The sequence below is a fragment of the Pseudoalteromonas sp. APC 3224 genome, from assembly GCF_030407535.1.
GTDB lineage: Bacteria > Pseudomonadota > Gammaproteobacteria > Enterobacterales > Alteromonadaceae > Pseudoalteromonas.
Map to the genome: position 1 here is coordinate 80,565 of NZ_JASDDF010000006.1, position 26,127 is coordinate 106,691.

Sequence of the window (26,127 nt, forward strand, 5' to 3'; positions counted from 1 at the left end):
AATTAACAGGAAGAAAATTATGAAATTAGAACACGTAAATTTAGTTGTCAGTGATATAAACGCCATGCTTAAGTTTTACCAAGCAGCGTTTCCCTATTGGTCAATTAGAAGTGAGGGAGAAGGAACCTGGTATGGTAAAGCAAGGCGCTGGGTACATTTTGGTGATAACGATCAATATATTGCTATAAGTGATCACGGTGAAGGGAAAAACCGTGACTTATCAGGGCATCAAATTGGTTTGGCACACTTTGCTTATATAACCAATAACTTAAATGCAGTAATAGCGCGCCTAAAGCATGCGGGCTTTGAAATAAGTAAGCAAGGCGCTGTAAATCCATTTAGAAAGAACATTTATTATATTGATCCCGCAGGGTTTGAGGTTGAGTTTGTAGAGTACATGAGTGATGTACCTAGTGAGCGAAATAACGACTTATAATATGAATGAAGCCAACAATTTTGGCTTCATCAAATGTTTAGCATATTTAATAATGTTTACCATTCATGCCAAGTTGAGTTTTCAGATCATTTGCAAAGCTAATAAATTTTTCTTTAATAGTGCGCTTAACTTTAACTTCCACAGAGCCTAAAACAGTTTTTCCTTCAATTTGAATCGTTGGCCCTTGGCGTTTATTGAGTGAAACTGTTTTATTTTCAAAACTGCCTAAAATACAAAACATTTTAGAAACTACATTAACGTGCTCAGGTACATATATTTCTTCGCTGCCAAGGTAACAATTAACGTGAATAGTGACATGTTGGTGGGTAAAAATAGCATCCGTAAAATCAAGATTGATTGACCCCATGTAGTTTTCTATATAAATTTTTTGAGGCACTACCCATTGGCCGCTTCGTTCACTTGAACCAAGAATGCTTCTTAATGTGAGTGGCTCTTCACTCCCCTCATGCTGCGCACTATAATTAGGTGCAAACTCCGAGTGCTTTTGTGCCTTATATTGCTGATCAGTATTTAAGGTTAAATCTTCAACAAGGGCCATAAGCGCGTTATTGTTACTCGCTGCCATTGCATCGTCTAAGCGCCTTTCAAATGCTTCTACAGAAATGACACCATGGCTGTAATTATAAATGAGTTGATCAATTACTTGCTCACGAACTTGCTCGATAGGGCGGTCTTCAATTTTAACAGACATTTAAATTATCCTTTTAAGGTTGCTGGCTATTTCAGAGCAAGCCTTATACCAAATATTAATTTATTTAAAATCAGTGCTTTATGTTTTTTGTTTCTTCACTCTTTATTATATTAACGACAGATTAACCAAATATACAATTATTTAGTAAGTTTCGCTATTCGAGAAAGTTTTACGCAATGGTCTGTAAATGTTTACTTTGTAGGTTTAAGTCAGTATTGACTTATTTTTACTAAATCATTGAAATTTATATGTAAAAAACATTGGCCCGATGTTCGCATTAGTTAAAGTGTCTTTAATCAAATGGAGAACGATTATGAAAACATTTAATAAGTCTATGATTGCAGCCCTAGTATTAGGAACAACCGCAATGGGTGCTCAAGCAAGCAGTTGGGAAAACGAAAGCAAAGATGCTTGGATTGATGGAAAGGCAGAAACAGTACTGCTGATGAACACCAATCTAAACAACTTTGATATCAACACGGACGTAAAAAACGGCAAGGTAATGCTAACAGGTAAAGTAAACAGCGACGTAGATAAAGAACTTGCTGAAGAACTCGTGCTAAGCCTAGATGGTGTAACTGACGTTGAAAACAGTCTAACTGTGGTAAAAAACACCGACATGAAGAAGCATGATTCTAAAATGATGGGTAACGACACGGAGAGTGATTTGACCGATGCCAAAATCACAACAGTTATCACAACGCGTTACTTATTTGATTCTGAAGTAGGTGGTACAGACATTGATGTTGATACCGATAATGGTGTAGTAACTCTTAAAGGTTCAGTTGAGTCTGATGCTGAAAAGCAATTAGCGATGGAAATTGCTAAAAACGCAGAAGATGTTCGCGAAGTAGTTGATGAATTAACTGTTATTGCAGAATAATACACTATACTGAAAGCCCAGCCCTGCTGGGCTTTTTGCTTTGCTAACATTATAAGGATTAAATTATGGATATCATCAGAATTATTTTTTCTATTTTATTACCACCACTGGGTGTATTTTTACAGGTGGGGTTAGGGATGCACTTTTGGTTAAATATTTTGCTAACCTTGCTCGGCTATTTCCCAGGACTAATTCATGCGATTTATATTATCGCCAAAAAATAACGCCATATCGCAGTAATACATTTAATACTGAGTTGCTAATTGCCATCGTAAGGTATGTGTATTAGTTACTCAGACTACTATTATTTAATGAGTTCGTTTCCTCGAAGTCACCATCAATAAATCTAAAAGCCTACTATTTGAGCAGTTAGCCCCTTGATTGTTAAAATAAAGCTTTTTGCTAGTGACAAGCCCCTAAAAACTTTTTATACTGCAACCCGCTTTAGTCGCTCTGTGGCTAAACGCTTCAAAAATTAACTGCTTACAGTTATACAAAAATGGCCCCTTAGCTCAGTTGGTTAGAGCACACGACTCATAATCGTTAGGTCCCCAGTTCGAGTCTGGGAGGGGCCACCACTTTTACAAGCTTTCCAAGTAAATAGAAACTCATTTTCCTAGTTTATAAAATTCATTTTTATTATTTCTATCGTATTTACCAGTACACTGATTTTTTTATTAATTCTATAGAATACATTGCAATAAACACAGTTGAATCTACTATTAAAGTGTTATGGGGTTTTATTATAAAAATCTTTAATTAGTAACCTCTAATATCGCTACTGTTAATTGTGTGCAGTATATAAAATATCGCTTAGTTACTTCTTAGGTGCTCTATGTTATTAAAACGAAAAGTATACCTCAGTCTTATTTTGGCTGTTGTTGCTCCTTTAGCAATATCTACTCTAATATTTTCCAATAGTATTCGCTCAAATACAGAAGAAAAGCTAGCCAAAGTAGATTTACCTACTGCGCTTAGTGAAGTGAAAAGCCAAATTGAATTGGAGCTTTCGACCCCCATTGTTGTAGGCAAAGAAATAGCGCAAAACTTATTTGTTCAACAATGGATGAATAATAATGAAGATGCACAAAGCCGTGGAAAATTTATTGATTACCTCAAACATATAAAAAATAAAAACCAAGCCGGTAACGCATTTATTATTTCTAAAAACTCCCGCAACTATTACACCGATGAGGGTATTTCCAGACAGATAGACAGTAGTGATTCTTGGTTTGATGTTTTTTTAGCATCGGATAAGCCATTTGAAGTAGCGCTCGACATAGATAAAGGCAGCTCTGAGGTAATGGTATTTATTAATTATGCCATAGAGCTTGATGGGCAACGTCAAGGAATTGCCGGAATAGGCCGTTCGCTCGATTCTATGGTGGATCTCATAAGCGAATATAGAATAGGTGAGGGCGGTATAGTTTATTTGGCCTCTGGTAGTGGCGAGATTATGTTGCATGGTGATAAAACTAAAATAGGGCAATCAGTTGACTTGGCGCCGATTAAAAATGGGGCAATTCAAAGTAAAGTAATTGATGGTGATGACTATGTTGTTTCAAGTACGCCAGTAAACTCATTAGGCTGGCACTTAGTCGCTGAAATTCCCCAAGAGCAATTATATGGCCCAATTAATAGCGCTATTAGTACTAATATCATTTTTGGTGTAATTATTGCGCTTGTAGGTTTAGCGTTAGCACGCGTGTTGGTAGGGCAAATATTTAGGCCAATCGAAAACATTACTGCAGCAGTGAATGCGTTAACAGAAAAAGATGGCGATTTAACGGCGCGACTTCCTACTGACGATAATAATGAAATTTCCGATTTAGCGATTAAGTTTAATCTGTTTTTAGAGCAGTTACATTATATGTTTAAACAGGTTTCTGAGTCGGCAATTCATGTTAAAGGTATTTCCCAAGATGTACTTGAGCAAGTACAAGGAGCGGCTAATTTAGCTGAGGTACAGTCATCGAGTACACAAACGGTGGCGGCAGCGGTTAATGAGATGGAAGTTACGGTTCAAGATATTTCTGGCAGTGCCAGCAATGCGGCAGATATTGCTACTAAAACCGAAGAGACTACACATAAAGGCGTTGATTTTGTGCAAAGCACAATTAAACAAATGGAGCAGCTGGAAGCATCGATGGCCAATTCTGTGGCCTCAGTGTTAGAGCTCTCGACAGAGATTAAATCAATTTCTCATGTATTGGATGTTATTAAAGGGATTTCTGAGCAAACTAACTTATTGGCGTTAAATGCGGCAATTGAAGCGGCGAGAGCTGGCGAGCAAGGGCGTGGCTTTGCAGTAGTTGCTGATGAAGTGAGAACGCTTGCACAGCGTACTGCGGAGTCTACAGAGCAAATTAATGAGATGATTGCTTCGTTAAATGCTAAAGCTTCAAGCACGGTAACTGCGATTGAATTGGGTAGCAAAAACACCTTAGAAAATGCCGAGCGATTAAAAGAAACAGGCCATACATTAAATGGTATTTCACAGGAAATTGTACTGTTAAGCGAGTTAAATAACTCAGTGGCTACCGCAACGAGAGAGCAAACGTTAGCAACCTCAGAAATTAGCCAAAATATTGTGATGATTTCCGACTCGGCAGAGCAAACCAAAGAAAATATGAAAAAGTCAGAGCAGCTTTGTAGTGGCTTAAATAAAGAGTCGAATATTTTAAGGGATTTACTAGGTAAGTTTACGCTTTAACCGCGGTTTTATAAAAATTAGCAGAGCGGGGATACCATCATAGTTATAGAGCACTTGCCTATAACTATGATGTTTTAACAGCGGTTAATTTTTACGATAAATCTCGTGATTCATTTCGTAAATATTAACGCTTAAGCTATCAGAAGCTCTACAATATGTTTGTAGGCACGCTAGTAACTGCTCACTTAGTTTTTGTTTTTGCTCAATAGAGCGCCCAGCCATAATATGTACTGCAATATGAATAAACCCCTCTTTACCCACACCTAATTGGTAATGTTGATACGCAATCGCACGAGTTTTTATTGTTTCTAAATCAAATAAGCCACTTTCAAATGTTGTTGTGTGGATTTTTTCCACTAGAACCTGAGGTAATAAAGGCAGATCTTCTGAGTGTTCAATAATAATGTGTGGCATTTAGCGTATCCTCTTAAGATTGGTTTGTTTAATTATACCAAACGGGTTTGTACGCGCTAACCCTAGGAAGCTTAATTTTTTAAATTTGGTTTAAGCTGTTACCCTTATGGCAAATATTGATGGTTGATACGTTTTATATCAATTTGTGGTGACTTATACGAAGAGTACACCAGCCAGTTTGCACTCGTAATATAAGTTAAGCCAGAAGTACGGCTAAATGCGCGCTCAGGAAGCTTTATTACATCATGGTGATCTTTTTTTGAGAGGTCGTAATAACTTAATCGGTAATCACCTTGTTTTACATTAAAATAGTAAATACGTGATGTCGCTAAGGTATCGCCTTCAAAAAAATACCACGAATTATGATTTGATAAATTAATATCGCTAACCAATAGTTGCTCAGTTTGGCTTTTAGGGTCTTTGATCCATAGTTGATTGGTTGCTTGGTTGGCAAAAATTAAAGCGCCTTGCTTGTTTTCATAAGCGTATAGCGTGGGAGCCTCTAAAGCTTGTATAAGCTTATTAGTGCCTAAGTCTAAGCGATACACGTGCTGATCATCAGAAACTAATACGCTTTTACTATCTGCAGCCCAGCTCGGTTTACCATGATCGCTAAAGCCCGTAGGTAATAATTCACTGGTTTGTTTATTAAAGTCATACAGGTATAACGCATGACCACTAGGATGCGAGGCAACAAAAGCAATATAATCACCATCTGGCGACCATACCGGGTTGTAAATATTGGCATTGAGATTAGTGAGCTGCTTTCGAGAGGTACCGTCTTTATTTGCGGTCCACAACTCCATTGAGCCCGACTCATTAGAGACAAACGCGAGTTTGTTTCTGGCTTTGTTATAATCAGGAAAGCGGGTACTAAAGTGGCTTGATAGCACTGGGAAAGGAGAGCTTGCAACTGCATTATTAACCTCTAAACGCATTAAAGCCGAGTCTATATTCCACTGATGAAAATATAAGCTGCCATCACTTGCAAACTCTGGGTAGCTTAAGCCATCTATGCGGGCATTGATCATTTGTTGTGTTTTAAGGTTATAAAAGTACCCTTGGCGTTTACCTTTTTTCACACCAGAAAAAACGAGTTGCGCTTTAGAGGGGTGCCAATCAACGCCTCTCATATCAATAAACCCAGTGGTTAGTTGCTTTACATTACCTGTTTTTATGTCTATTAAAAATAGTTCTTCAAACCCCGTTGGTAAGTTACGCGATACTACAAGTTGAGTTGCATCTGGGGAGAATACAACCGACTCATCGGTATATTGGCATGCTGAAATACAAGGTATTTGAGTAACTGTGTATGGCGATGAGGTTAAATCAACAAGGTTAAGTTGAATCAGATTATTTTCATCATCTTCACTAATATAAACCAGTTTAGTGCCTAGGGCATTTATGTCTATATCGGTACTCGCTTTGTTACCACACTTCCCTAAAATAGTGGTATTTCCCGAGGCAATATTTTGCTGAATAACCTCACAGCCTTGACCAGATATACGGCGATAATAATAAATAAAGGTTAAGTCAGAGCTAAATACCGCTCGCCCTTCAATGAATGGGGTGTCGGTAAGTGCTATTGCAGCTTGTTCGGGTAAATGTAAATCACGTAAGTATAAATTTGCTTTATGACCAGGGCGGCGCCAAGAATATGCTAAAAAATGACTGTCGCTGGATATAGCGGGGAATAGCTCTCGTCCTGGGCTGGTAGTAATGGTTTCAACATGATCGTATAACCGCTCTGCTTGTTGCGATAGCGCAAGTGGCTTATTTTCATCGCTAAAAGCGCTATAACCCCAGACACCAGCGAATAACAAGACCACGATAGCTATGGCTACAGCAAAAATATATTTAGGACGAGTAGAGGATGTATTAATACTGTTCTGCGCGTTTGGCATTATTGGCTTTTGCACTAAGCGATAACCTGTTTTACGCAGTGTTTCTATGTAGGTGTTGTCGGGGTCAAGCTCTTTAAAGCTTTTACGAAGGTGCCATATGGCATTAGTGAGTGCTTTTTCACCCACATATTGATTACCATCCCATACGTTTTCGATTAGTTGTTCCCGACTCACCGCATTTGGATAACACGCTACTAAGTAGGTCAGCAGCTCTATAAATTTAGGTTGTAAAATACAGGCTTTATCAGCACAAAACAGCTTATTTTCAAACGCCGATATTTGGCAACTTCCAATTGAAAAAGGCTGTTGAGTATTCATAGTATGTGTATTTAAACCTCTTCCTAGTATGAGTTATTAGCGATGTTTGTACGTGTTGTTTAATGCAAAGTAACACGATAATTAGTTAATATTCAATTTTACAACATTCTAACACAATAAATATAAGTCCATGATTATAAATAAATAGATGTTAAATAGATGTAAAATAGGGATATAAACGAGACACCTCTCATTGTGCTTTTATTCACGATTACTTACAACCTGTTATTAGTAAAACAAACCAATTAGTACAAAACAGATTTAATAACTAAAAAGTTAATAAAAAAGCTACTAATGGGATAATAAAAAATGAGGGAAGTCTGTGAGTAAAATATCAACCAAAAAATGCGCTTTAGCTTTGGCTATAACAGCGAGTCTATCTGGGCATGCAATAGCAAATGACGAGGCAATTGATCGTCAATCAACTGCTAAGGCAAGCGAAGAAGTGGTACAAGAAGTACCAGAGAAAATAACAGTAACAGGCTCGCGTTTAAAGCGTGATAGTTTTTCGGTCACAACTCCGCTGGTTACCATGGACAGAGCATCAATTCAGGATACAGGCTTAGGCAATCTTTCAGATGTATTAATCGATAATATGCCTGCACTGAGCCAAAGTATTGGCAACACAACCAGCCAATCAAGCATTTCGGGAACTGGTTTATCAACAGTCCAGCTTCGTGACTTAGGCGCTAATAGAACGTTGACATTGATTGATGGCCGCCGTGTTGTCTCTAATAGTTACGGTGGTAATTATGTTAGTTTAAATACCATTCCAAGTGGCATGGTAGAGCGCGTTGAAATTATCAGTGGTGGTGCATCGGCCACTTATGGTGCCGATGCGGTAGCCGGTGTTGTTAATATTATTACTCAGTCAAAAAAAGAAGGTTTTGAATTTCAAGCCCGAGGCGGTGAAACAACAGATGGTGGCGGTCGCGAATTTACGTTTGATTTAAACTACGGAACGTCATTTGCTGATGATCGCGGTTATGTATTTGTCAGCTCAAACTGGGATCGTGATTTTGGTATGACCTTTTACGATCGCGACCGAGCGCAAATAGAAGCGGCGCATAGTTACGATGATGAGCTGATGTGTAATCAAATGTACACTGCTGATGGTTATCAGTGTATGAGCGGTATTACACAAGCTGATTGGGCAAGCAAAAGCGATGGCACTTTAGGCGGTGTATTTTTAGAAAGCAGCCGAAACGACACTCAGTTTTGGTACGACGGTCAAACGCTACGTGATGATTGGAAAGGCAATGAAGAGATATACGGTATCAACTCACAGCAGTACGTTATGCTTGATGTACCTAGTGATAACTTTTCGACCGCAATAAAAGTAGATTATGATGTAACAGACGACATCATGAGTTATTTCCAAATTCAATACAGTAAGAGTGGCTCGTTCAACGATAAGTCACCAGAAGATGAATACGAAGGGGCTTACGTACCTCGCTACGACCCAGTGACAGGGGATCCTATCGATGATATTGCGCCAGGTTATATTCCTATTGATAACCCATATGTGCCACAAGAAATTATTGACAGTAACCCATACAAAGACCGTATTTATTGGGATCGTCGTTTTGGTGAAGTAGGTAATATCAGCACCGATAACGACCGTACGACTATTCGTACCTGGGCTGGCCTGCAAGGTATGATGTTTGATGATACATGGGATTGGGATATTTCTGCCGGATATGGTCAATTTAAACAGCATCAAATCCGCAGTAACGAGCTAAACACGGTACGTGTTAACCAAGCTCTGCAAGCTGAAAAATTAGCCGATGGCACTATTCAATGTAAAGACGCCGAAGCGCGAGCGCAAGGATGTGTCCCGCTTAATTTATTTGGTGAAGGGTCTATTACCCCTGACATGGCAGACTGGATCCGTACAAATCCAATTATTGATACTGAGATTCAACAGTACACGGTAATGGGTTATATCACCGGTGACTTATATGAATTGCCAGCAGGTAATGTGTCTGCAGTATTTGGAGCAGAGTATCGTAAAGACTCGCAAAGCTTAGATACCAGTGATGATATGAAAGCGGGCGGTATTACGTTTAACGTTGTGCCTTCTTTTTATGGTGAAGTAGAAGTATATGAAGCGTTTGCAGAGCTTGCAGTGCCACTGCTAAAAGATGCGCCATTTGCTAAAAGTTTGTCGGCAGAAACGTCGCTACGATTAGCAAATTACAGTATTGATAATATCAGTACCGTAGCCAGTTATAAGTTAGGATTATTGTGGCAGCCAATTGATGGATACATGCTACGTGCTAACTATGCGCGTGCACAGCGTGCCCCAACTATTACAGAGCTATTGTCACCTCCTCGTGGCGATTTTGATTCATTTGATGATATTTGTGATGGCTTAACTGCAACATCAACAAACCCAGGGCACGATAACTGCCGTTTAGAGCCAACCTTGGCACAAAAGCTGGCTGATGATCCTAATTTTGAATTTGAAAGTGAAGACAATAACTATTCACCAAATACGGGTAATCCAAACTTAAAAGAAGAAACAGCGGATACCTATACTTTTGGTATAACTGTTTCTCCTGAGTTTTTAGATGGCTTTAACTTAGCGGTGGATTACTACGATATTGCCATTGTTGATGCGATTGATGAAATAAGTAACGAAAACATCATGCGTGAATGTTATGACTCAGAAGCGTCATGGGGTAGTGATAACGAATACTGTAACGATATTACCCGTAACGATGAAGGTAACATTGTAAAAATACTACAGCGTGAATATAACTTAGATGAGTTAACAGCGCGCGGTTACGATGTAGTTGCAACTTACAAATATGACATAGGCAGCTATGGTAACCTGTCATTTAAGCTTGATTACAATCACATTATTGAAAACTCGCAAACCTATGAAGGGCTAGATGGTAACAGTGTTACTTCACAGTATGCAGGTTATGGCCGTTCAAAAGATAAAGCCGCTATGTCGATTGTATGGAAAATGGATGACTTACGTATCCGCTGGCGTACGAATTACGTAGGCGCATTTAAAGCAAGCCAAGAAGATGAGAAAGACTACCTTGAGTATGTTGCTGCAAATGATGAGCGCTGTGCTGAGGGCGATGCCGGTTGTATTGCTAACCCTGAGCCACTGGCATACCAAAACTACGGCTCATTTTTAAAGCATAGTTTATCAGCGTCTTACACTATGGCATTGACTGATAAGAGTGACTTACGTGTATTTGGCGGGATTAATAATGTATTTGACGACAAAGGGGCATTTTACCCAAGTGGTCGAGGAAACTTCTATAGCCGTTACGGCGGCGGTGCAGGTCGTTATGTTTATCTAGGTGCACAATATAGCTTTTAATAATTTTTAGCTGTATTTGTTTGCAAAGGCACTCCTTCGGGCGTGCCTTTTTTATTGCTCATAAAATTTGTTTTATCGCAGTGAAAGCGTTTAGTATAAGGCATAACTTAATTTTATTATGAACGAAGGACTTGCTATGAAGTATCTCAAAATGGGTAGTCTAATTGCGTGTTTAGCAGGGCTTACAGGGTGTTCTGATGATGTTGCTTCAGTGAGTTTAGGGCTGTTTACCACTAAAGATGTGGTGGTTAACTCTCAGCAAGATCCGCTTGTTACAGGGGTTACTTGTCATATTAGTCATATTGAGGCTAATTTAGACTTTTCAGACCCATCAGATATGTCGATTGCTTGTCGCCAAACAGGGCCAATTACCGCAGACCAATTACAGTCTATTGACCGTAGTAAGTCGGGTGAAGTCGTGTTTAAATCATCTAAGAGTATTTTGTTTAAGTCGTTAAAAGTTCGTCGCATTTATGATGCTAAAACCCATACGTTATTGTATTTATCGTACTCAACGAAAGAATCTACAGGCAGTCATCATCACGCGCTTTCTACGGTGCCTTTATACAATACACAAGCATGGCAATGGGCGAAGGGGCAAGAATAGTTTATGTTAACCCTATTTAAATCAAAACCCTTATTGGCAGAACAAGAACAACAGTGGCTAGTTGATACCTTTATTTGGGCTGCAGAAAACTTTGATCTGAATTTTTTTACTAAGCACAGCCAAATTATTTTGCCAACGGTCGAGTTTTTTCCTGATTCGGTTTCAAGCATTGAAGAAATGGCCAGTAAAGTGTTTGCGCGTGTTAAACACTATGCTGGTATGGATGAGTGGCCTATAACACTTGTTGCACCGCAACAATTACAACCTCAGGTGTTTCCACATTTTGAATTTAGTGAGCATCTACGTGGTGAGCACTGCCATTTAATGGTGCCACCAAGCCATACAATTAATGTGTCGTTTAACCCAAACCAAATCAATCAACCACAAGATTTAGTAGCTAGCTTTGCAGGTACTCTTGCTACCATTTTAATTCATCATGTAGGCGTATTACCCCCAGGTGGTAAAGCGTACTTACCTCAAGCAACGGATGCTTTAGCGTGCTTTTTAGGTTTTGGGGTGATGATGAGCAATACTGTGTACCAGTTTAAGGGGGGTTGTGGCTCATGTTACAACCCATATGCCAATCGCGAAGCCACGCTCAGTGAAACCCATACTGTATTTATGCATGCGTTAGTAAGCTACTTTAAGCAAGATAAACACTCTAAAAAACATTTAAAACCGCATTTAAGAGGCCAATTTAAAAAAGCGCAAAAAGAAATAAAAACATTGGTTAACCAGTCGGCTAATCCATTGTTGTTGGCTTTTTCGCCAGAGCAAGCCAGTTAACCATGCTTTATATTGATGAGTTTTTATTAATTGCCATTGCTCACTTTTTTGCAGTGGCCAGCCCCGGGCCCGATTTTGCTGTGGTACTTAAGCAAAGCGTACAATATGGAAGGCATAATGCGCTGTGGACCAGTGCAGGTGTAGGTGCAGCTATTTTATTACACATAGCTTATTGCGTGTTGGGAGTCGCGCTGGTTTTAACTCAATCGCCTTCGTTGTTTATGGCACTTAAATATATAGCCGGTGCTTATTTAGCGTATTTAGGTGTGCAGGCGCTGCGCGCTGCCAAACCTTCAAATACCTCATCAGAACAGACTGCAAAACCCAGCCTTGCAGCTGAGTCATCATGGCATGCGTTTCGCCGTGGTTTTTTTACCAATGCATTAAACCCTAAGGCTACGCTATTTTTTATGTCGCTGTTTACCTTAGTGATTAGTCCTACTACACCAGTAATAGTGCAAGTGGGGTATGGCGTTTATATGGCGCTAGCAACTTGGGCTTGGTTTTCTATTTTATCGCTATTGTTATCAAAAGCACGGGTGCGAAACTTTTTTCAGCAAAGTGGTTATTGGTTCGATCGTGGCATTGGCATTATTTTAATCGCACTGGCTGTGCGAGTTGTTATTTGATAGACCCTAAGGAATAGTATGGCGTTATATAATTTTTCGTTTGGCTCCAATATGTCATCTAATCGTTTATTGGCACGTTTACCTAACGCAAAACGTGTGGGTACGGCGCTTTTAAAAGGCTATAAGTTAACCTTTAATATGGCCTTTGCTGATGGTTCAGGTAAATGCACTATTGTGCCCACTAACGAACCCGATGCCGTGGTATATGGGGTGGTGTATCAGCTTAATGAAGCCGAAAAAGAGATCTTAGATAAAATTGAAGGCCCTAATTACGACTGTGTTGATTTAACCGTGAGCCTTTTAGATGACGATGACATTAATGTGCATTGCTACATAGCAAACACACATGACGACACACTGCTACCTTATGATTGGTACGTGCAGCATGTATATCGTGGTGCGCTTGAGGCCGGTGTGCCAGAACATTATAGTCAACGTATTTTAGCTTATCCTAGTAAGCAAGATACGAATAAAGCGCGCGCCGACATAGAATTTGCGGTTCATCAAGATTAAACAAAAATAATAACCTAAGGTAACACTATGAAACTAACAAAATTAGCCACAGCCGCATTATTGGTTGGCTGGGCGTTCACGAGCTCTGCAGCGGTTGATACCGATAAAATAGCAGAGGTGATTAATACCTCAATGACACGTTTTGATGTACCCGGAATGGCCGTTGCTATTGTTGAAAATGACAAAGTAGTATTTGCTAAAGGCTTTGGTGTTGCCAACCTCAATACAAATAGCAAGGTGAATAAAGACACTTTATTTGGCATTGCTTCAAATACCAAGGCATTTACCAGTGCAGCACTGGCTAAGCTGGTGGATGAAGGCAAATTAAGCTGGGATGATCGCGTAATTGATCATCTCCCTGAATTTAGATTGCATGACCCATACGTTACCCGTGAAATGCGAATTCGCGATTTGCTAAGCCATCGCAGTGGTTTAGGGCTTGGTCAAGGTGATTTAATGATTTGGCCAAGTACTGATAAATCGGTAGCCGATATTTTATCGGGGCTGAAATATTTAAAACCTGCGAGCAGTTTTCGTAGCCAATATGCTTACAACAATCTAATGTTTGTTACCGCTGGTGAAGTTGTTGCCCGTATATCGGGGATGAGCTGGAACGACTACATTGAAAAAAATATTTTACAGCCGCTCAATATGAGCAACTCACGGGCTGGCTTTTCGCGTATCGCTAAAAATAACAAAAACTGGGCAATTGGGCACATCCCAATGGACGGTAAATTGCATCCCTTTTTTGTTAATTACCTTGAAGACTTCAGAGGCGCAGGAGCCATTGCATCAAGCGTAAATGATATGAGCCAATGGCTACGTACTCAACTTGCTGGTGGCAAAATGCCTAATGGCGAGCAGCTATTTAGTGAAAAGCAGCAAGCACAAATGTGGCACCCACATATTACCTCACTAGCATCCAAAAGTGCTTATGAAGCGTACCATCAACAATTTAGAGGTTATGGGTTGGGCTGGAGTATAGAAGATTACCACGGCGTTAAGAAGCTGGCACATGGTGGTGGTATTTTAGGTATGGTCTCGCAGGTTACTCTTTTGCCAGAGAAAAATGTGGGAATTGTGATATTAAGCAACCAACAAGCGTTTTCTGCATTATCGGCGGTGACTCATGAAGTACTTGAAGATGCACTAGAGCTTGAAGATAAAGACTGGGTTGAAGATTTAGCTAAAAAGCACTTTGCAGGTAAAGAAAAAGCCTATGCTAACGCGGCTCCATCAGTGCCTGCAGATATCCAGCCGGCATTGCCAACCATTAATTACACCGGTACTTTGCATGATGATTGGTATGGCGATGTAATAATTGAAGAGTTAGATGGTAAATTACGCATTGATTTTACCCATACAAAGCGCCTCAAAGGTGAGTTGGAGCATTACACAGGTAATACCTTTATTGTTAAATGGGATGAAAAGCTATTAGAGGCAGATGCCTTTATTCGTTTTTCTATGAGTGCAGATAACCGTGTAGAATCAGCGAAAATGAACGCAGTTTCAACGCAAGTGACCGATTTTAGCTTTGATTTTAGAAACCTTGACTTAAAAGCTAAATAACTAGAACCTTGGTTAAATAGTCGTTTAGTATCAACCAAAGTCGCAAAGCCACCCTCAGGTGGCTTTGTTATACTCGTTAAGCAACTTATTTTTGGAGTTAGCTATGCGCACTGCGATTATTTCTCACCCCCACTGCCGTAAACATAAAATGATTGACGATCATCCAGAGTGCCCTGAGCGTTTGGATGCGATTAACGACCGTCTACTTGCAAGTGGGCTGGATGTCGCTATCGAGCAAAAACAAGCGCCTAAGGCCTCGCGTGAGCACTATTTATTGGCGCATAGTGAACAACACATCAAGCATGTAGAAAGTATGATCCCAACCGAAGGGCTTAGCGATTTGGACGGCGATACCTGGTTATGCCCCGATTCATTGAAAGCAATTGAGCGTGCAGTAGGTGCAGGGTTACTCGCTGTTGATGAGGTTTTAGAGGGTAAGTTAGACGCTGCATTTTGCTCAGTGCGCCCGCCAGGGCATCACGCTAACCGAGATAGCTCTTCTGGTTTTTGTGTGTTTAACAACCTTGCGATTGCGGTTAAATATGCACAAAGCAAAGGGGTGAAACGCATTGCCATTATCGATTTTGACGTACACCATGGCAATGGCACGCAAGATATTTTTATGGATGATGAAAATGTGTTGCTGTGCTCGTTATTTCAATATCCATTTTATCCAAATACCGCCATTAAAAATAACGCCACGTTGGTAAATTCACCTTTGCCTATTGCTAGTGATGGTACTGATTTAAAAGCGCTTTATGAGCAGCAGTGGCTACCAAAATTAACAGAATTTAAGCCTGAGCTACTTTTTATAAGTGCAGGGTTTGATGCGCACCTTGAAGATGATATGGCCAGTTTAAAGTTTGTCGAAAGTGATTATATATGGCTTACTGAGCAGTTAGCGCAATTTAGCCAACAACATAGTTGCTTAGGTATTATCTCTTACCTAGAGGGAGGATACTCACTGTCTGCCCTCGGGCGCAGCGCGATTGCACACGTTAAAGCCTTAGTTGATTTCGGCGAGTAACATAAATGCCTGATCAGGAGTAAGCTGCTCTATTTTACTGAGGCAACATTGTCCTTCTTTTGCTAAATATTCCTTTACCAATTGCGCTAATTGTATTGCACTGAGTGCATTATGCGCATCGCCATTTAAACCTTGATAGCCACTTACCTTATCTAAAATAACCACGTTTTTCTGCTCATTCACGTCCATAGTATAAATAAAATCATGTAACTCATCTGCATGCTCTAATAGCTCAATCTCATTATTATAAATAATAATTAATGGGTAACTGATGCTCATATATTGTCCTAAATCAAATTGTCATTTACTGAATAATTTATAATTGTGCATTGGTTTAATTTTGGAAGTAAAAGCAATGCCCCACACTAGCCGCTATCAAAAAGTATGCGATGTTTTTACCAATAAGGTGATCGCCTGTACCAAGGATACCCCTTTAATTGAAGCGGTGAAACTAATGCGTGCGCACAATGTTAGCGCTATTTTTGTTAAACATCAGCAGCAAATAGTGGGAGTGTGGACTGAAACTGATTGCTTAACGCTTAACTTTTCTGATCAGACATTAAGACAGGTAATGATTGAGAAAGTGATGTCGAGCCCGGTATTGAGTGTACCCAGCCAGCAATTATTAACCGATACCGCCATGGTGTTTAATAAGCATGGCGTAAGACACTTACTGGTAACCGATGCGAATGATAACCCAAGCGGGGTGATTAGTATTACTGATATTGTGAGTAATCAAGGATTAGAGCATTACCTGCAATTTAGACCGATAAACGAGCAATATAATAAAAATATTAGGGTAGTCCCCAGCTCATTAGCAATTAATGACGCAGTTAACTTAATGCGTGAATACGCTGAAAAAGTTATTTTAGTATTTAATGAAGATGAAAATATCCATGGCATTATTACCCAACGTGATTTACTAAAACTCATCACCGAGCAGCATAACAATCTTGTTTGTTGGGATTTAGCGAGCCGTCCTCTTTATAAAATAAGCCCTCAAGACAGCCTTTTTGATGCTTACAGGTTGATGTCTGAAAGTAATATTCGGCATTTAGTGGTAAGCGAAAATAATCAAATTAACGGCGTATTATCACTTGAAAACTTAATTAATGAAATTGAAACTGCGTATTGCTGTGAGCTTGAAAAGGTACTTCAGCAGCGTGATATTGCACTGCAGCACTCACAGCGTAATTTATTTTTAGCCAATAAAATTATCGACTCCTCCCTAGATGGCATCATGATCACCGACTCGAATGGGGTGATTATGCAAGTAAATCCTGCATTTACTCATTTAACCGGCTACAAAGAATATGAGGTGATAGGAAAGCGGCCTAATATGTTGAGTTCAGGACGTCATGATAAAAACTTTTATATAAAAATGTGGGATTCACTGACTAAAACAGGCGTATGGCAGGGGGAAATTCATAACCGTAAAAAATCTGGCGATATTTATATTGAGTGGCTCAGTATTATAGAAATAAAAGAGCCAAGTCATAGTGATGTTACTTATGCCGCTATTTTTAGTGACATAACAGAGCGAAAGAGTGCAGAAGAAAAAGTAGTGCAGCTAGCATATTTTGATGAACTAACCGGCTTACCTAATCGGCGCTTATTTAACGATAGGCTCTCTATGGCACTGGCCTCTGCTCACAGAGATAAACAAATGCTAGCGGTAATGTTTATTGATCTTGACCGTTTTAAAGAGGTAAATGACAGCTTGGGCCATAACGCCGGTGATACCTTATTAAAATTAGTCTCTGAGCGCATTATTAACACCCTCAATGAAGGGGATACACTGGCACGATTAGGGGGGGATGAGTTTATTGTTTTGTGTGAGGTTGAAAGCGTAGCAGCTGTTATCAGACTTGCAGAGGGTATTTTAAATCACTTAAATACCCCCTTTAAATTGGAAGGATTTGAAGTGGGTGTTACTGCCTCTATAGGTGCAGCGGTTTATCCAGATGATGGCTTAGACAGTGAAACATTATTAAAGCATGCTGATATTGCCATGTATCGCTCAAAAGATGTGGGGCGTAATTCGTTTCAGTTGTTTCAACCCTCAATGAATGCCCGCTCCCTTGAGCGCTTGGCAATGATGAGCCGCTTTCAACATGCACTTGAAAATGATGAGTTTGAGCTTTATTTTCAGCCTAAACAGTGTTTAAAAACAGGGGAGATTATGGGGGCTGAAGCACTACTGCGTTGGCAAGACCCTGATTTAGGCACTATTTCGCCAGCGCAGTTTATTCCGCTTGCTGAAGAGTTAGGTTTAGTTGTTCGTCTCGATTTATGGGTTATTAACCAAGCCGGTAAGGAGTTAACTCTTTGGCAAGCACAAGGAATGAATCCCGGACGTTTAGCGATTAATGTATCTGCTTGCCACCTAAGCCAAGGTAAGTTAGCTGATAACATTAAGGCCATGCTTACTCGCTATCAATTACCTGGGAGTTTACTTGAAATAGAGCTGACTGAAAGTAGCTTTATAGGTTCTTTTTCACAGGCAAAAGAACAGTTACAACAGCTTAAAACGTTAGGTGTACATATTGCGCTTGATGATTTTGGCACGGGGTATTCGGCATTAAGCTATTTAACTAAACTGCCCTTTAACACGTTAAAAATTGATGCCAGTTTTATTGCTAAAATTCCTGATGAATACGGCAATAGCCAAATTGTAGCGGCTATTATAGCCATGGCGACAAGTTTAGGGTTAGATGTGGTTGCTGAGGGAGTTGAGCATGCCTCGCAAGAGGCACACTTAGCAACAATAGGCTGCAATATTATTCAGGGTTACCATTATTGCTATCCATTAACACGACAGCAATGGATAGCATTTTATAACCAAGCAGCAAAAGGTTATTCTGAGTCTACACTCACTTCATAAGAGGTGAATTTTCGAATATTAATCACACCGGTATCAAAAATTAAGTACTGACCTTTTATACCTTGTAAAATACCGCTAACAACAGGGTTTTTATCAAAGTTAAATGAGCTAATTTTAGTTGGGTATTCACTAACTGGAAAATCAAGGTTTACTACGTCTTCATCAAGTTGTTCAATGGCGGTTGCGCCAAACAGCTCACTCAGCTCTGTAAGCTTTTCGCTTATTTGTGGAATAAGTTCGGCGGCTGCTGCTTTTAAATCAAGCGTGTCGTTTTGTCCTTTAAGCATATTACGCCAATTGGTTTTATCAGCAATAAACTGTGCCAGCGCTACTTCAACTAAGCCCGATTGCAAACGAGTCTGCACTTTAAAAATAGGTAAGGCTTGGGTTGCCCCTTGGTCAATCCAACGGGTAGGAATTTGTGTATGGCGAGTAATACCTACTTTTAATCCTGAGGTATTTGCTAAGTAAACAAAATGCGGGATCATGCAATTTTCTTCGCCCCACTCTGGCTCGCGACAGGTGCCTTGGTCGTAATGGCAGGTTTCAGGTTTCATGATACACATATCGCAACTGGCAAGTTTGCGCATACACACAAAGCAGTGCCCTTGAGAGTAGCTCTTTTTGGTTTTTTTACCACAGTTAGAGCACAAAATTGTGCCACTAAAAGTAAGGGTTAGCTGTTTGCCAACTAAGGCATTTAAATCAACCAGCTGCTCACCTACAGGTAGATGATATTGAACTGGCTCTGTTAAGCTCGACTTTAATTTACGCAGTGTACCTTGCATCTTTTCTTGGCCCCAAAGATGTTAAAAAGGGGAGCTTAACATTTTTAGGCTGTATTGGCTTTTTAAGAAGTTTAAATAATTATCATAAGAGAGTGCCTTAGCATACAAGTAGCCTTGAGTACGGTCGGCGTTCATCGTTGTAAGTAGTTGATGAACCTCTTGAGTCTCTACGCCCTCAATCGTGATAGTTAAGCCCAGATTATGCGCCATATCTATGGCTGTTTGTACAATTACCTGATGCGCACGGTTATCAGTTAAATCAAACACAAACGACTTATCTACTTTAAGTTCGCTAAAGTGATAGTTAACTAAGTAACTAAGCGATGAATAACCAGTGCCAAAGTCGTCGAGTACCACTTTAACGCCCAAGGTGGCAAGTTCCTCAACTAAGGTGACCAATGCATCTTGGTTTTCGACAAAAGCAGACTCAGTCAGTTCAAACTTTAATAAGTGAGGGGCAACTTGATATTTAATTAAAATATTCTCTACTTTTTCAGTTAAATTAGTAATGGCTAGATTTTTTGCACTTAAATTCACACTAATACTATGATTACTTATACCGTCATTTGCCAGCTTTGCAATGTCTTTACAGGCTTGCTCAACAACCCAAAGGGTTAATTCATTAATAATACCAGTGTGTTCGGCGAGTATTATTAGCTTTTCTATCGAAATGTTTTTAAAGTCAGCATTGGGCCAACGTAGTAAGGCTTCAGCGCCGTTTATACTGTTTTCCTCTAAGTTTACCTGTGGTTGATAATACAATGCCAGCTGATCCTCTCTTATCGCTTGTTGTAGCTTGGCAGCAAGGGCAACGTCCATGGTAAGGTTGTCATACGCAAGTGATGAGCTTACTTTATTTTGACTATGTTTAGCGTCATGTAATGCTAAATAGCCTCGTTTTAACCAAAACTCAAAGTCATCACGTTTACCATAACCACTAATGCCAACACTATAATTAAGTTGTAAGTCTAAACCTTTAATTTGATACGTTTTTGGTAATTTATTTAAAATCTGTTTGAGTAACTCTTCGAGCGTGTGCTGACTCTGTTTTTTAGTAGAAATGCAGGCAAATACGCCACTGCCCAAATCAGCAATTTTAGCTGGCTGATTAATACCATTGTTGAGATGAAAAAACTCTCGTTCAAAGCTTAATTTGCATTCAAGCTCGTGAGCAACATGCTTAATTAGCTCATACCCTTGCGAAGAGGTAATAATGGTATTTAGCGAGTTAAAATGACGTATTTTCACCAAACATAAAGTGGTAGAGCGCTGCTGCGCCTTGAGTGCCATAAAGGCATACTTTAGCTTGGCGCTATTGAGTAGCTTGGTTTGTTGGGTATGTGTTGCATGATAAAGAACTTGCTCACGCTGGTAACGAATCCGATCAGCGAGTGCCATTGCCATTAGGACAATTTCACACAAAATGGCAACTAAAAATGCATGGCGTATTGAAAAACTATAGGAAATAACACCAGTGAGTTCTAGAGGTTGAACGGCTGCGCCAATGATCAGTGGCACCCATGAAAACACGTAAAACTTAGCCCAACGAAAACCACTTCTTAATTTGTTATAAATTAAAATGAAGCAGACAATATATTGCGATCCTAGAATTACAAAAAATATCGGCGCAGCTATGTTTTCGGGAATGAAAAAGCTCAATATACCGAAAACTAGCATCAGCCTTAATAAGCCGATGCTTAATTTATAACGCCAGCAACCGTCTTTGTGATAACGCAAAAATAGTGTACAAAAGGCGAGGGTAAAAATCGCCATGGTGTAGTTGACCACAATGACTTTTTCGTGAATAAATAATTGCCATTCAAGCGGCCATAAATAAAAACCAAATCCGAGCACGGTTCCCATTAATGCAATAGCGCTAATAATGTAGCCAATATAAACTAAGTAAACACGCTCTTTAATGCCAAAATAGAGCAATAAGTTGTACAGAGAAGCCATTAGTAGTACGCCAGCAAAAATGCCCCAAATGCCTGTTTGAGAACGCACTAAGTCAACAAATACAGTATGGCGATATAAGTGAATTGGGGTTTTACTAATCCCCACGGTATCTATTTTTATGACTAATTGTTGTTTAGATTGGCCATCAAGCTTAAAACGAATATGGGGCACGCTATACTTAAATAAAGTAAGGCGAGGCTCTTTATCACCAAGCTTATAAGTATCGAGTAGCTGGTTATTACTATTGAGCCTATATATAGTGAGGTGATCCACCATCGGGTTATCAAAGTGCGCCACCACATCTTCTTCTTTGCTGCTTTTGTTTTCTAAATCAAGGCGTAACCAATAATTTTGCTGTTGAAAACTCCAAGGAATATCGTTAAATTCTTGCTCTGTAAACTGTGCTTTATTACTCATTACTTCTGCGAAGTTTTGTGTTTTACTCTTGTCTATGTAATATGCATGATCGAGGTAAACAGGAGTTATTTTATCTATAGTATAGCGAGATGGCATCACAAAGTTTGTTGCCAATGTGCTGATAATAAAAAAGATAAAAATTAGTATTACGACCGCTATCGCATGATAGCGCAAGGTTTTAAATTCCAATATTAACCTGTGCCCTGATTGTTTTTTTACAGTGTAGCAGTAAAAAGCGCAGATAATCTGCGCTTATAAAGTTTAATGAGTAAAACTCAATAATTATTGTTCACGAGCAATTGCACGATAGGCTATATCTGTACGGTATTCCATGCCGTCCCAGCTGATTTCATCAACCAGTTTATAGGCACGTTGTTGCGCTTCGGTAACGGTATTACCTAGTGCCGTTGCACATAATACTCTACCACCGGCAGTTACTACGTTATCGCCATCTTGCTTAGTCCCTGCGTGAAAAACTTTTTCGCCTTCAGGGTAAGTTACTTTCAGGCCACTAATCGCATCGCCTTTCGGGTAGCTATCTGGGTAGCCTTTGGCAGCTAAAACAACACCTACAGCAGCGCGTGAATCAAACTCAATGGCAGTTTTATCAAGCTCTACACGGTTAGCAGCTTCAATCAGCTCAACTAAATCTGATTGCAAACGTAGCATCATAGGTTGTGTTTCAGGGTCGCCAAAACGACAGTTATATTCAATTACTTTTGGTGTGCCGGTGTCATCTATCATTAAGCCTGCATATAAAAAGCCAGTGTACGGGTGGCCTTCGCTAGCCATACCTTCTACCGTAGGGTAAATCACTTCATTCATAATGCGTTGATGAATTTCATCAGTCACTACCGGTGCCGGAGAATAAGCGCCCATACCGCCAGTATTAGGACCCGCATCGCCATTGTAAGCACGTTTATGATCTTGGCTAGTTGCAAATGGCAGTACGTTTTCACCATCAACCATTACGATAAACGACGCTTCTTCACCTTCTAAAAACTCTTCGATGACAACGCGGCTGCCAGCTTCACCAAAGGCATTACCCGCAAGCATATCGCGAATGGCTTCTTCTGCATCGCGTTCATCCATAGCTACAATCACGCCTTTACCTGCCGCTAAACCATCGGCTTTTATAACAATCGGTGCGCCTTTCTCTTTTAAATAGGCAAGCGCAGGGTCGATTTGTTCAAACGTTTGGTAATCAGCGGTTGGGATAGCATGACGTGCTAAAAAGTCTTTAGTGAACGATTTAGACCCTTCAAGCTGGGCTGCACCGGCGGTTGGACCAAAAATAGCTAAGCCGTGTTCACGAAACTTATCAACAACACCTAATACTAGCGGCACTTCTGGACCAACAATGGTCAGCTCAACATTATTTTGTTGTGCAAAGCTAAGAAGCCCATCAAGATCTTCAACGTTAATTGCTACGTTCTCAAGTTTTGGCTCAAGGGCTGTGCCCGCATTACCTGGAGCAACATAAACAGTGTTTACTTTTGTATTTTGAGCGGCCTTAAACGCAAGTGCGTGTTCGCGGCCGCCGCTGCCAATGACTAATACATTCATGGCGAATATCCTATTTAAAGCGGTTTTTTAAATTTCAGCGTCATACGGTCGCTTTCACCTATGGCTTTATATTTAGCGGCATCTTGCTCGCCAAGTCTAAGGCTCGGTGGAAGGGTCCATACCCCTTTAGGGTGATCGGCTGTATCAAGAGGGTTTGCATTAATATTGCTTTTTGCTTCAAGTTCAAAACCTGCTTGTTCAGCAAGTGCAATAACCACACTCTGCTTCATATAACCTGATGACTTTTGCATTTCATCGGCTTGCTCTTCGGGTAGGCGATGTTCAACTACGCCTAAAGTGCCGCCAGGCTTAAGTGCTGTATAAAAAGACTTAAACGCATTGCTCGCAGCGTCTTTGTCTTTACTCATGAACCAATTATGGACATTACGAAAAGTAAGTACCATATCGGCGCTACTTGCAGGTGCAATATCTAAATGAGTAGAAGGAGCAAACTCAGTAAGTTTAACGTCACTAAAGCGGGCATCTTCAGCGATTTTAGCTTTAAAATCAGCAAGAGAACGTTGGTAGTAACCTACCGATGAATCAGCAGGAAAATGCGCGGCATAATAGGTGCCTTGCTCTTTTAGTGCTGGCGCTAAAATTTCACTATACCAACCACCGCCAGGCGCAATTTCTACCACAGTCATTGTTGGTTTAAAGCCAAAAAATTCGAGGGTTTCTACAGGGTTGCGGTATTGGTCGCGTTCACTGCTGCGCTCGCTTGCTTTAACTGCATTTGTTAATGCTGAGTCGTGGCCATGGTTGTGTGCTAATGCCATTGTTGAACTTAATGACAGCGTGGCAACCAGTAGAGATTTTAGTGCAAATTTCATCGTCTAATCCTTCACATTATAATTGTTAGTCATGGTTATAGAATAAGCAGAATACGTGAATTTGATGCAAACAAAAAGAGCTAACTGAAGCAGTTAGCTCTTTAAGCGATTAATGGCGGAAATGGCGCATACCCGTAAACACCATTGCCATACCGGCTTCATCAGCGGCGGCAATTACTTCTTCATCGCGCATGGAACCACCCGGTTGAATAACCGCGGTAATACCTGCTGCAGCTGCAGCATCAATGCCATCACGGAATGGGAAAAATGCATCTGATGCCATGACTGAGCCTTTAACTTCAAGGTTTTCATCAGCGGCTTTAATACCGGCAATTTTAGCTGAGTAAACACGGCTCATTTGGCCTGCGCCAACACCAATAGTCATACCGTCGCGAGCATAAACAATGGCGTTTGATTTAACAAATTTAGCCACTTTCCAACAGAACAGTAAGTCTTTAAGTTCTTGCTCAGAAGGCTGGCGCTTAGAAACAACCGTTAAGTCGCCTTGAGTTACCATACCTAAATCACGGTCTTGAATTAGAACGCCGCCATTAACGCGTTTAATGTCATGGCCTGTGCCTTTAGCTGAAAACTCGCCACACTCTAATAAGCGAACATTTTGCTTAGCCGAGACTATTTGAGCCGCTTCTGCACTTACGCTTGGTGCGATAATAACTTCAACAAATTGACGTTCAACAATCGCTTGTGCGGTGTTGGCATCAAGCTCTTGGTTAAAAGCAATGATGCCGCCAAACGCTGACGTTGGATCTGTTTTAAAAGCGCGATCGTACGCTTCTAAGATATTGTCGCCAATTGAAACACCACATGGATTAGCATGTTTTACAATAACACACGCAGGTACATCAAATTCTTTAACACACTCAAGTGCGGCATCGGTATCGGCAATATTGTTAAACGATAATGCTTTACCTTGCAGTTGAGTGGCTGTCGCCACTGACGCTTCAGAGATGTCGTTTTCAACATAAAACGCGGCATCTTGATGCGAATTTTCACCGTAACGCATATCTTGCTTTTTAGTGAATTGCATATTAATAGTACGTGGGAACTTAGTATCTTCAGCGGCTTCTTCTGTGTAATCAGGAACCATTTTACCGAAGTAGTTAGCAATCATACCGTCGTATTGCGCTGTGTGCTCATAGGCGGCAATAGCTAAATCAAAGCGGGTTTTATAGGTGGTTGAGCCGTTATTATTTTGCATTTCGCTGATAACACGGTCGTAGTCGCTTGCGTTAACAACAATCGTCACATCTTTGTGATTTTTAGCTGCTGCACGCACCATGGTTGGGCCACCAATATCGATGTTTTCAATAGCATCTTCAAGGCTGCAGTTTTCTTGAGCGACAGTATTCGCAAAGGGGTATAAGTTAACTACAACGATGTCGATAGCAGAAATGTTGTTATCTGCCATTACGTCTTCATCTTGGCCACGACGAGCAAGGATACCGCCATGAATTTTTGGGTGAAGGGTTTTTACGCGACCATCCATGATCTCAGGGTGACCGGTGTGATCTGATACTTCAGTCACTTTAATAGCATTATCAGCAAGTAGTTTACATGTGCCGCCAGTTGAAAGTATTTCAACACCTTGTGCTTCTAGTGCACGGGCAAATTCAACAATACCGGTTTTGTCTGACACACTCAAAAGTGCGCGACGTATAGGACGATGTGTATCCATTGTAGTTTGATTTCCTCAGTTAATGAGCTAGCTTAGAAGCGCGTATTTTAACTGATTCCGACTCAAAAAACGACTTATAACGACCCATAAAGCGTGAGCATTTTGCAATTTCGTTAATAAATGTTGCATATAA

The 26,127-nt window shown here is 40.2% G+C and carries 21 protein-coding genes and 1 tRNA gene; 13 read left to right on the forward strand and 9 right to left on the reverse strand.

What is annotated here, in order from left to right:
* Positions 1-19: 19 nt before the first annotated feature.
* A complete protein-coding gene (locus tag QL989_RS04615; protein WP_178956650.1) occupies positions 20-436 on the forward strand; it encodes a VOC family protein in 417 nt (138 codons plus the stop codon).
* A 46-nt stretch (positions 437-482) separates the two neighbouring features.
* Here QL989_RS04615 and QL989_RS04620 read toward each other — a convergent pair whose 3' ends face one another.
* Positions 483-1,148, reverse strand: a complete 666-nt coding sequence (locus tag QL989_RS04620; RefSeq protein ID WP_290168611.1) for a LiaF domain-containing protein — start codon at positions 1,146-1,148, stop codon at positions 483-485.
* A gap of 313 nt (positions 1,149-1,461) precedes the next feature.
* Here QL989_RS04620 and QL989_RS04625 point away from each other — a divergent pair, with 313 nt between their 5' ends.
* The 4 genes from QL989_RS04625 to QL989_RS04640 all read left to right on the forward strand — a co-directional run bounded on the left by QL989_RS04625 (position 1,462) and on the right by QL989_RS04640 (position 4,744).
* Positions 1,462-2,031, forward strand: a complete 570-nt coding sequence (locus QL989_RS04625) for a BON domain-containing protein (protein WP_138606577.1) — start codon at positions 1,462-1,464, stop codon at positions 2,029-2,031.
* 65 nt (positions 2,032-2,096) lie between these two features.
* Positions 2,097-2,255: a YqaE/Pmp3 family membrane protein gene (locus QL989_RS04630; protein WP_008466367.1), complete on the forward strand. Its 159-nt coding sequence runs from the start codon at positions 2,097-2,099 to the stop codon at positions 2,253-2,255.
* 277 nt (positions 2,256-2,532) lie between these two features.
* Positions 2,533-2,609: transfer RNA gene (locus QL989_RS04635), tRNA-Ile, on the forward strand.
* Positions 2,610-2,866: 257 nt separating this feature from the next.
* The gene (locus tag QL989_RS04640; protein ID WP_290168614.1) at positions 2,867-4,744 is read left to right on the forward strand and encodes a methyl-accepting chemotaxis protein; all 1,878 of its coding nucleotides are present in this window, start codon (positions 2,867-2,869) and stop codon (positions 4,742-4,744) included.
* Positions 4,745-4,828: 84 nt separating this feature from the next.
* On the opposite strand, the gene QL989_RS04645 is transcribed toward QL989_RS04640, so the two are convergent.
* Together QL989_RS04645 and QL989_RS04650 are read right to left on the reverse strand one after the other, a co-directional pair.
* Positions 4,829-5,158, reverse strand: coding sequence for a 5-carboxymethyl-2-hydroxymuconate Delta-isomerase (locus QL989_RS04645; RefSeq protein WP_008114843.1), 330 nt, complete (start codon positions 5,156-5,158; stop codon positions 4,829-4,831).
* Between the two features lie 104 nt (positions 5,159-5,262).
* The gene (locus QL989_RS04650; protein WP_290168617.1) at positions 5,263-7,380 is read right to left on the reverse strand and encodes a winged helix-turn-helix domain-containing protein; all 2,118 of its coding nucleotides are present in this window, start codon (positions 7,378-7,380) and stop codon (positions 5,263-5,265) included.
* A 322-nt stretch (positions 7,381-7,702) separates the two neighbouring features.
* Between QL989_RS04650 and QL989_RS04655 the strand changes: the two genes are divergently transcribed.
* The 7 genes from QL989_RS04655 to QL989_RS04685 all read left to right on the forward strand — a co-directional run bounded on the left by QL989_RS04655 (position 7,703) and on the right by QL989_RS04685 (position 15,854).
* On the forward strand, positions 7,703-10,723 hold the full coding sequence (locus QL989_RS04655) for a TonB-dependent receptor (protein ID WP_290168618.1): 3,021 nt from the start codon (positions 7,703-7,705) through the stop codon (positions 10,721-10,723).
* Between the two features lie 136 nt (positions 10,724-10,859).
* Positions 10,860-11,330, forward strand: a complete 471-nt coding sequence (locus QL989_RS04660) for a CreA family protein (protein ID WP_041708852.1) — start codon at positions 10,860-10,862, stop codon at positions 11,328-11,330.
* Positions 11,331-11,333: 3 nt separating this feature from the next.
* Positions 11,334-12,116: a hypothetical protein gene (locus QL989_RS04665; protein ID WP_010391765.1), complete on the forward strand. Its 783-nt coding sequence runs from the start codon at positions 11,334-11,336 to the stop codon at positions 12,114-12,116.
* A gap of 2 nt (positions 12,117-12,118) precedes the next feature.
* Positions 12,119-12,745, forward strand: a complete 627-nt coding sequence (locus QL989_RS04670; protein WP_290168623.1) for a LysE family transporter — start codon at positions 12,119-12,121, stop codon at positions 12,743-12,745.
* Positions 12,746-12,763: 18 nt separating this feature from the next.
* A complete protein-coding gene (locus QL989_RS04675; protein ID WP_010391767.1) occupies positions 12,764-13,258 on the forward strand; it encodes a gamma-glutamylcyclotransferase family protein in 495 nt (164 codons plus the stop codon).
* Between the two features lie 27 nt (positions 13,259-13,285).
* Complete coding sequence (locus QL989_RS04680; RefSeq protein ID WP_290168625.1) at positions 13,286-14,827, forward strand: serine hydrolase; 1,542 nt, start codon at positions 13,286-13,288, stop codon at positions 14,825-14,827.
* Between the two features lie 103 nt (positions 14,828-14,930).
* Positions 14,931-15,854 carry a histone deacetylase family protein gene (locus QL989_RS04685; protein WP_138622336.1) on the forward strand — a complete coding sequence of 308 codons (924 nt, stop codon included), beginning with the start codon at positions 14,931-14,933 and terminating at the stop codon, positions 15,852-15,854.
* Here QL989_RS04685 and QL989_RS04690 read toward each other — a convergent pair.
* Complete coding sequence (locus QL989_RS04690; RefSeq protein ID WP_075169887.1) at positions 15,834-16,133, reverse strand: hypothetical protein; 300 nt, start codon at positions 16,131-16,133, stop codon at positions 15,834-15,836. The genes QL989_RS04685 and QL989_RS04690 overlap by 21 nt on opposite strands.
* Before the next feature lie 76 nt (positions 16,134-16,209).
* Between QL989_RS04690 and QL989_RS04695 the strand changes: the two genes are divergently transcribed.
* On the forward strand, positions 16,210-18,738 hold the full coding sequence (locus tag QL989_RS04695; RefSeq protein WP_290168631.1) for an EAL domain-containing protein: 2,529 nt from the start codon (positions 16,210-16,212) through the stop codon (positions 18,736-18,738).
* Here QL989_RS04695 and QL989_RS04700 read toward each other — a convergent pair.
* From QL989_RS04700 to purH, 5 genes are all read right to left on the reverse strand, one after another.
* Positions 18,711-19,526: a DUF2797 domain-containing protein gene (locus QL989_RS04700; protein ID WP_290168633.1), complete on the reverse strand. Its 816-nt coding sequence runs from the start codon at positions 19,524-19,526 to the stop codon at positions 18,711-18,713. The two genes, QL989_RS04695 and QL989_RS04700, sit on opposite strands and share 28 nt — an antisense overlap.
* A 21-nt stretch (positions 19,527-19,547) precedes the next feature.
* Positions 19,548-22,088 (reverse strand): EAL domain-containing protein, encoded by a 2,541-nt coding sequence (locus QL989_RS04705; RefSeq protein ID WP_290168635.1) that lies wholly within the window; start codon positions 22,086-22,088, stop codon positions 19,548-19,550.
* A 93-nt stretch (positions 22,089-22,181) separates the two neighbouring features.
* A complete protein-coding gene (gene purD, locus QL989_RS04710; protein ID WP_290168637.1) occupies positions 22,182-23,465 on the reverse strand; it encodes a phosphoribosylamine--glycine ligase in 1,284 nt (427 codons plus the stop codon).
* Between the two features lie 14 nt (positions 23,466-23,479).
* Positions 23,480-24,298 (reverse strand): methyltransferase, encoded by an 819-nt coding sequence (locus tag QL989_RS04715; RefSeq protein ID WP_290168639.1) that lies wholly within the window; start codon positions 24,296-24,298, stop codon positions 23,480-23,482.
* A gap of 109 nt (positions 24,299-24,407) precedes the next feature.
* Positions 24,408-25,994, reverse strand: a complete 1,587-nt coding sequence (purH, locus tag QL989_RS04720; RefSeq protein ID WP_290168642.1) for a bifunctional phosphoribosylaminoimidazolecarboxamide formyltransferase/IMP cyclohydrolase — start codon at positions 25,992-25,994, stop codon at positions 24,408-24,410.
* Positions 25,995-26,127: the final 133 nt, after the last annotated feature.

What these genes read in the sequence shown, in the direction of transcription:
- QL989_RS04615 (WP_178956650.1), top strand. Translation starts at nt 20, where the DNA reads ATGAAATTAGAACACGTAAATTTAGTTGTCAGTGATATAAACGCCATG.
- QL989_RS04620 (WP_290168611.1), bottom strand. Translation starts at nt 1,148, where the DNA reads ATGTCTGTTAAAATTGAAGACCGCCCTATCGAGCAAGTTCGTGAGCAA.
- QL989_RS04625 (WP_138606577.1), top strand. Translation starts at nt 1,462, where the DNA reads ATGAAAACATTTAATAAGTCTATGATTGCAGCCCTAGTATTAGGAACA.
- QL989_RS04630 (WP_008466367.1), top strand. Translation starts at nt 2,097, where the DNA reads ATGGATATCATCAGAATTATTTTTTCTATTTTATTACCACCACTGGGT.
- QL989_RS04640 (WP_290168614.1), top strand. Translation starts at nt 2,867, where the DNA reads ATGTTATTAAAACGAAAAGTATACCTCAGTCTTATTTTGGCTGTTGTT.
- QL989_RS04645 (WP_008114843.1), bottom strand. Translation starts at nt 5,158, where the DNA reads ATGCCACACATTATTATTGAACACTCAGAAGATCTGCCTTTATTACCT.
- QL989_RS04650 (WP_290168617.1), bottom strand. Translation starts at nt 7,380, where the DNA reads ATGAATACTCAACAGCCTTTTTCAATTGGAAGTTGCCAAATATCGGCG.
- QL989_RS04660 (WP_041708852.1), top strand. Translation starts at nt 10,860, where the DNA reads ATGAAGTATCTCAAAATGGGTAGTCTAATTGCGTGTTTAGCAGGGCTT.
- QL989_RS04665 (WP_010391765.1), top strand. Translation starts at nt 11,334, where the DNA reads ATGTTAACCCTATTTAAATCAAAACCCTTATTGGCAGAACAAGAACAA.
- QL989_RS04670 (WP_290168623.1), top strand. Translation starts at nt 12,119, where the DNA reads ATGCTTTATATTGATGAGTTTTTATTAATTGCCATTGCTCACTTTTTT.
- QL989_RS04675 (WP_010391767.1), top strand. Translation starts at nt 12,764, where the DNA reads ATGGCGTTATATAATTTTTCGTTTGGCTCCAATATGTCATCTAATCGT.
- QL989_RS04680 (WP_290168625.1), top strand. Translation starts at nt 13,286, where the DNA reads ATGAAACTAACAAAATTAGCCACAGCCGCATTATTGGTTGGCTGGGCG.
- QL989_RS04685 (WP_138622336.1), top strand. Translation starts at nt 14,931, where the DNA reads ATGCGCACTGCGATTATTTCTCACCCCCACTGCCGTAAACATAAAATG.
- QL989_RS04690 (WP_075169887.1), bottom strand. Translation starts at nt 16,133, where the DNA reads ATGAGCATCAGTTACCCATTAATTATTATTTATAATAATGAGATTGAG.
- QL989_RS04695 (WP_290168631.1), top strand. Translation starts at nt 16,210, where the DNA reads ATGCCCCACACTAGCCGCTATCAAAAAGTATGCGATGTTTTTACCAAT.
- QL989_RS04700 (WP_290168633.1), bottom strand. Translation starts at nt 19,526, where the DNA reads ATGCAAGGTACACTGCGTAAATTAAAGTCGAGCTTAACAGAGCCAGTT.
- purD (WP_290168637.1), bottom strand. Translation starts at nt 23,465, where the DNA reads ATGAATGTATTAGTCATTGGCAGCGGCGGCCGCGAACACGCACTTGCG.
- QL989_RS04715 (WP_290168639.1), bottom strand. Translation starts at nt 24,298, where the DNA reads ATGAAATTTGCACTAAAATCTCTACTGGTTGCCACGCTGTCATTAAGT.
- purH (WP_290168642.1), bottom strand. Translation starts at nt 25,994, where the DNA reads ATGGATACACATCGTCCTATACGTCGCGCACTTTTGAGTGTGTCAGAC.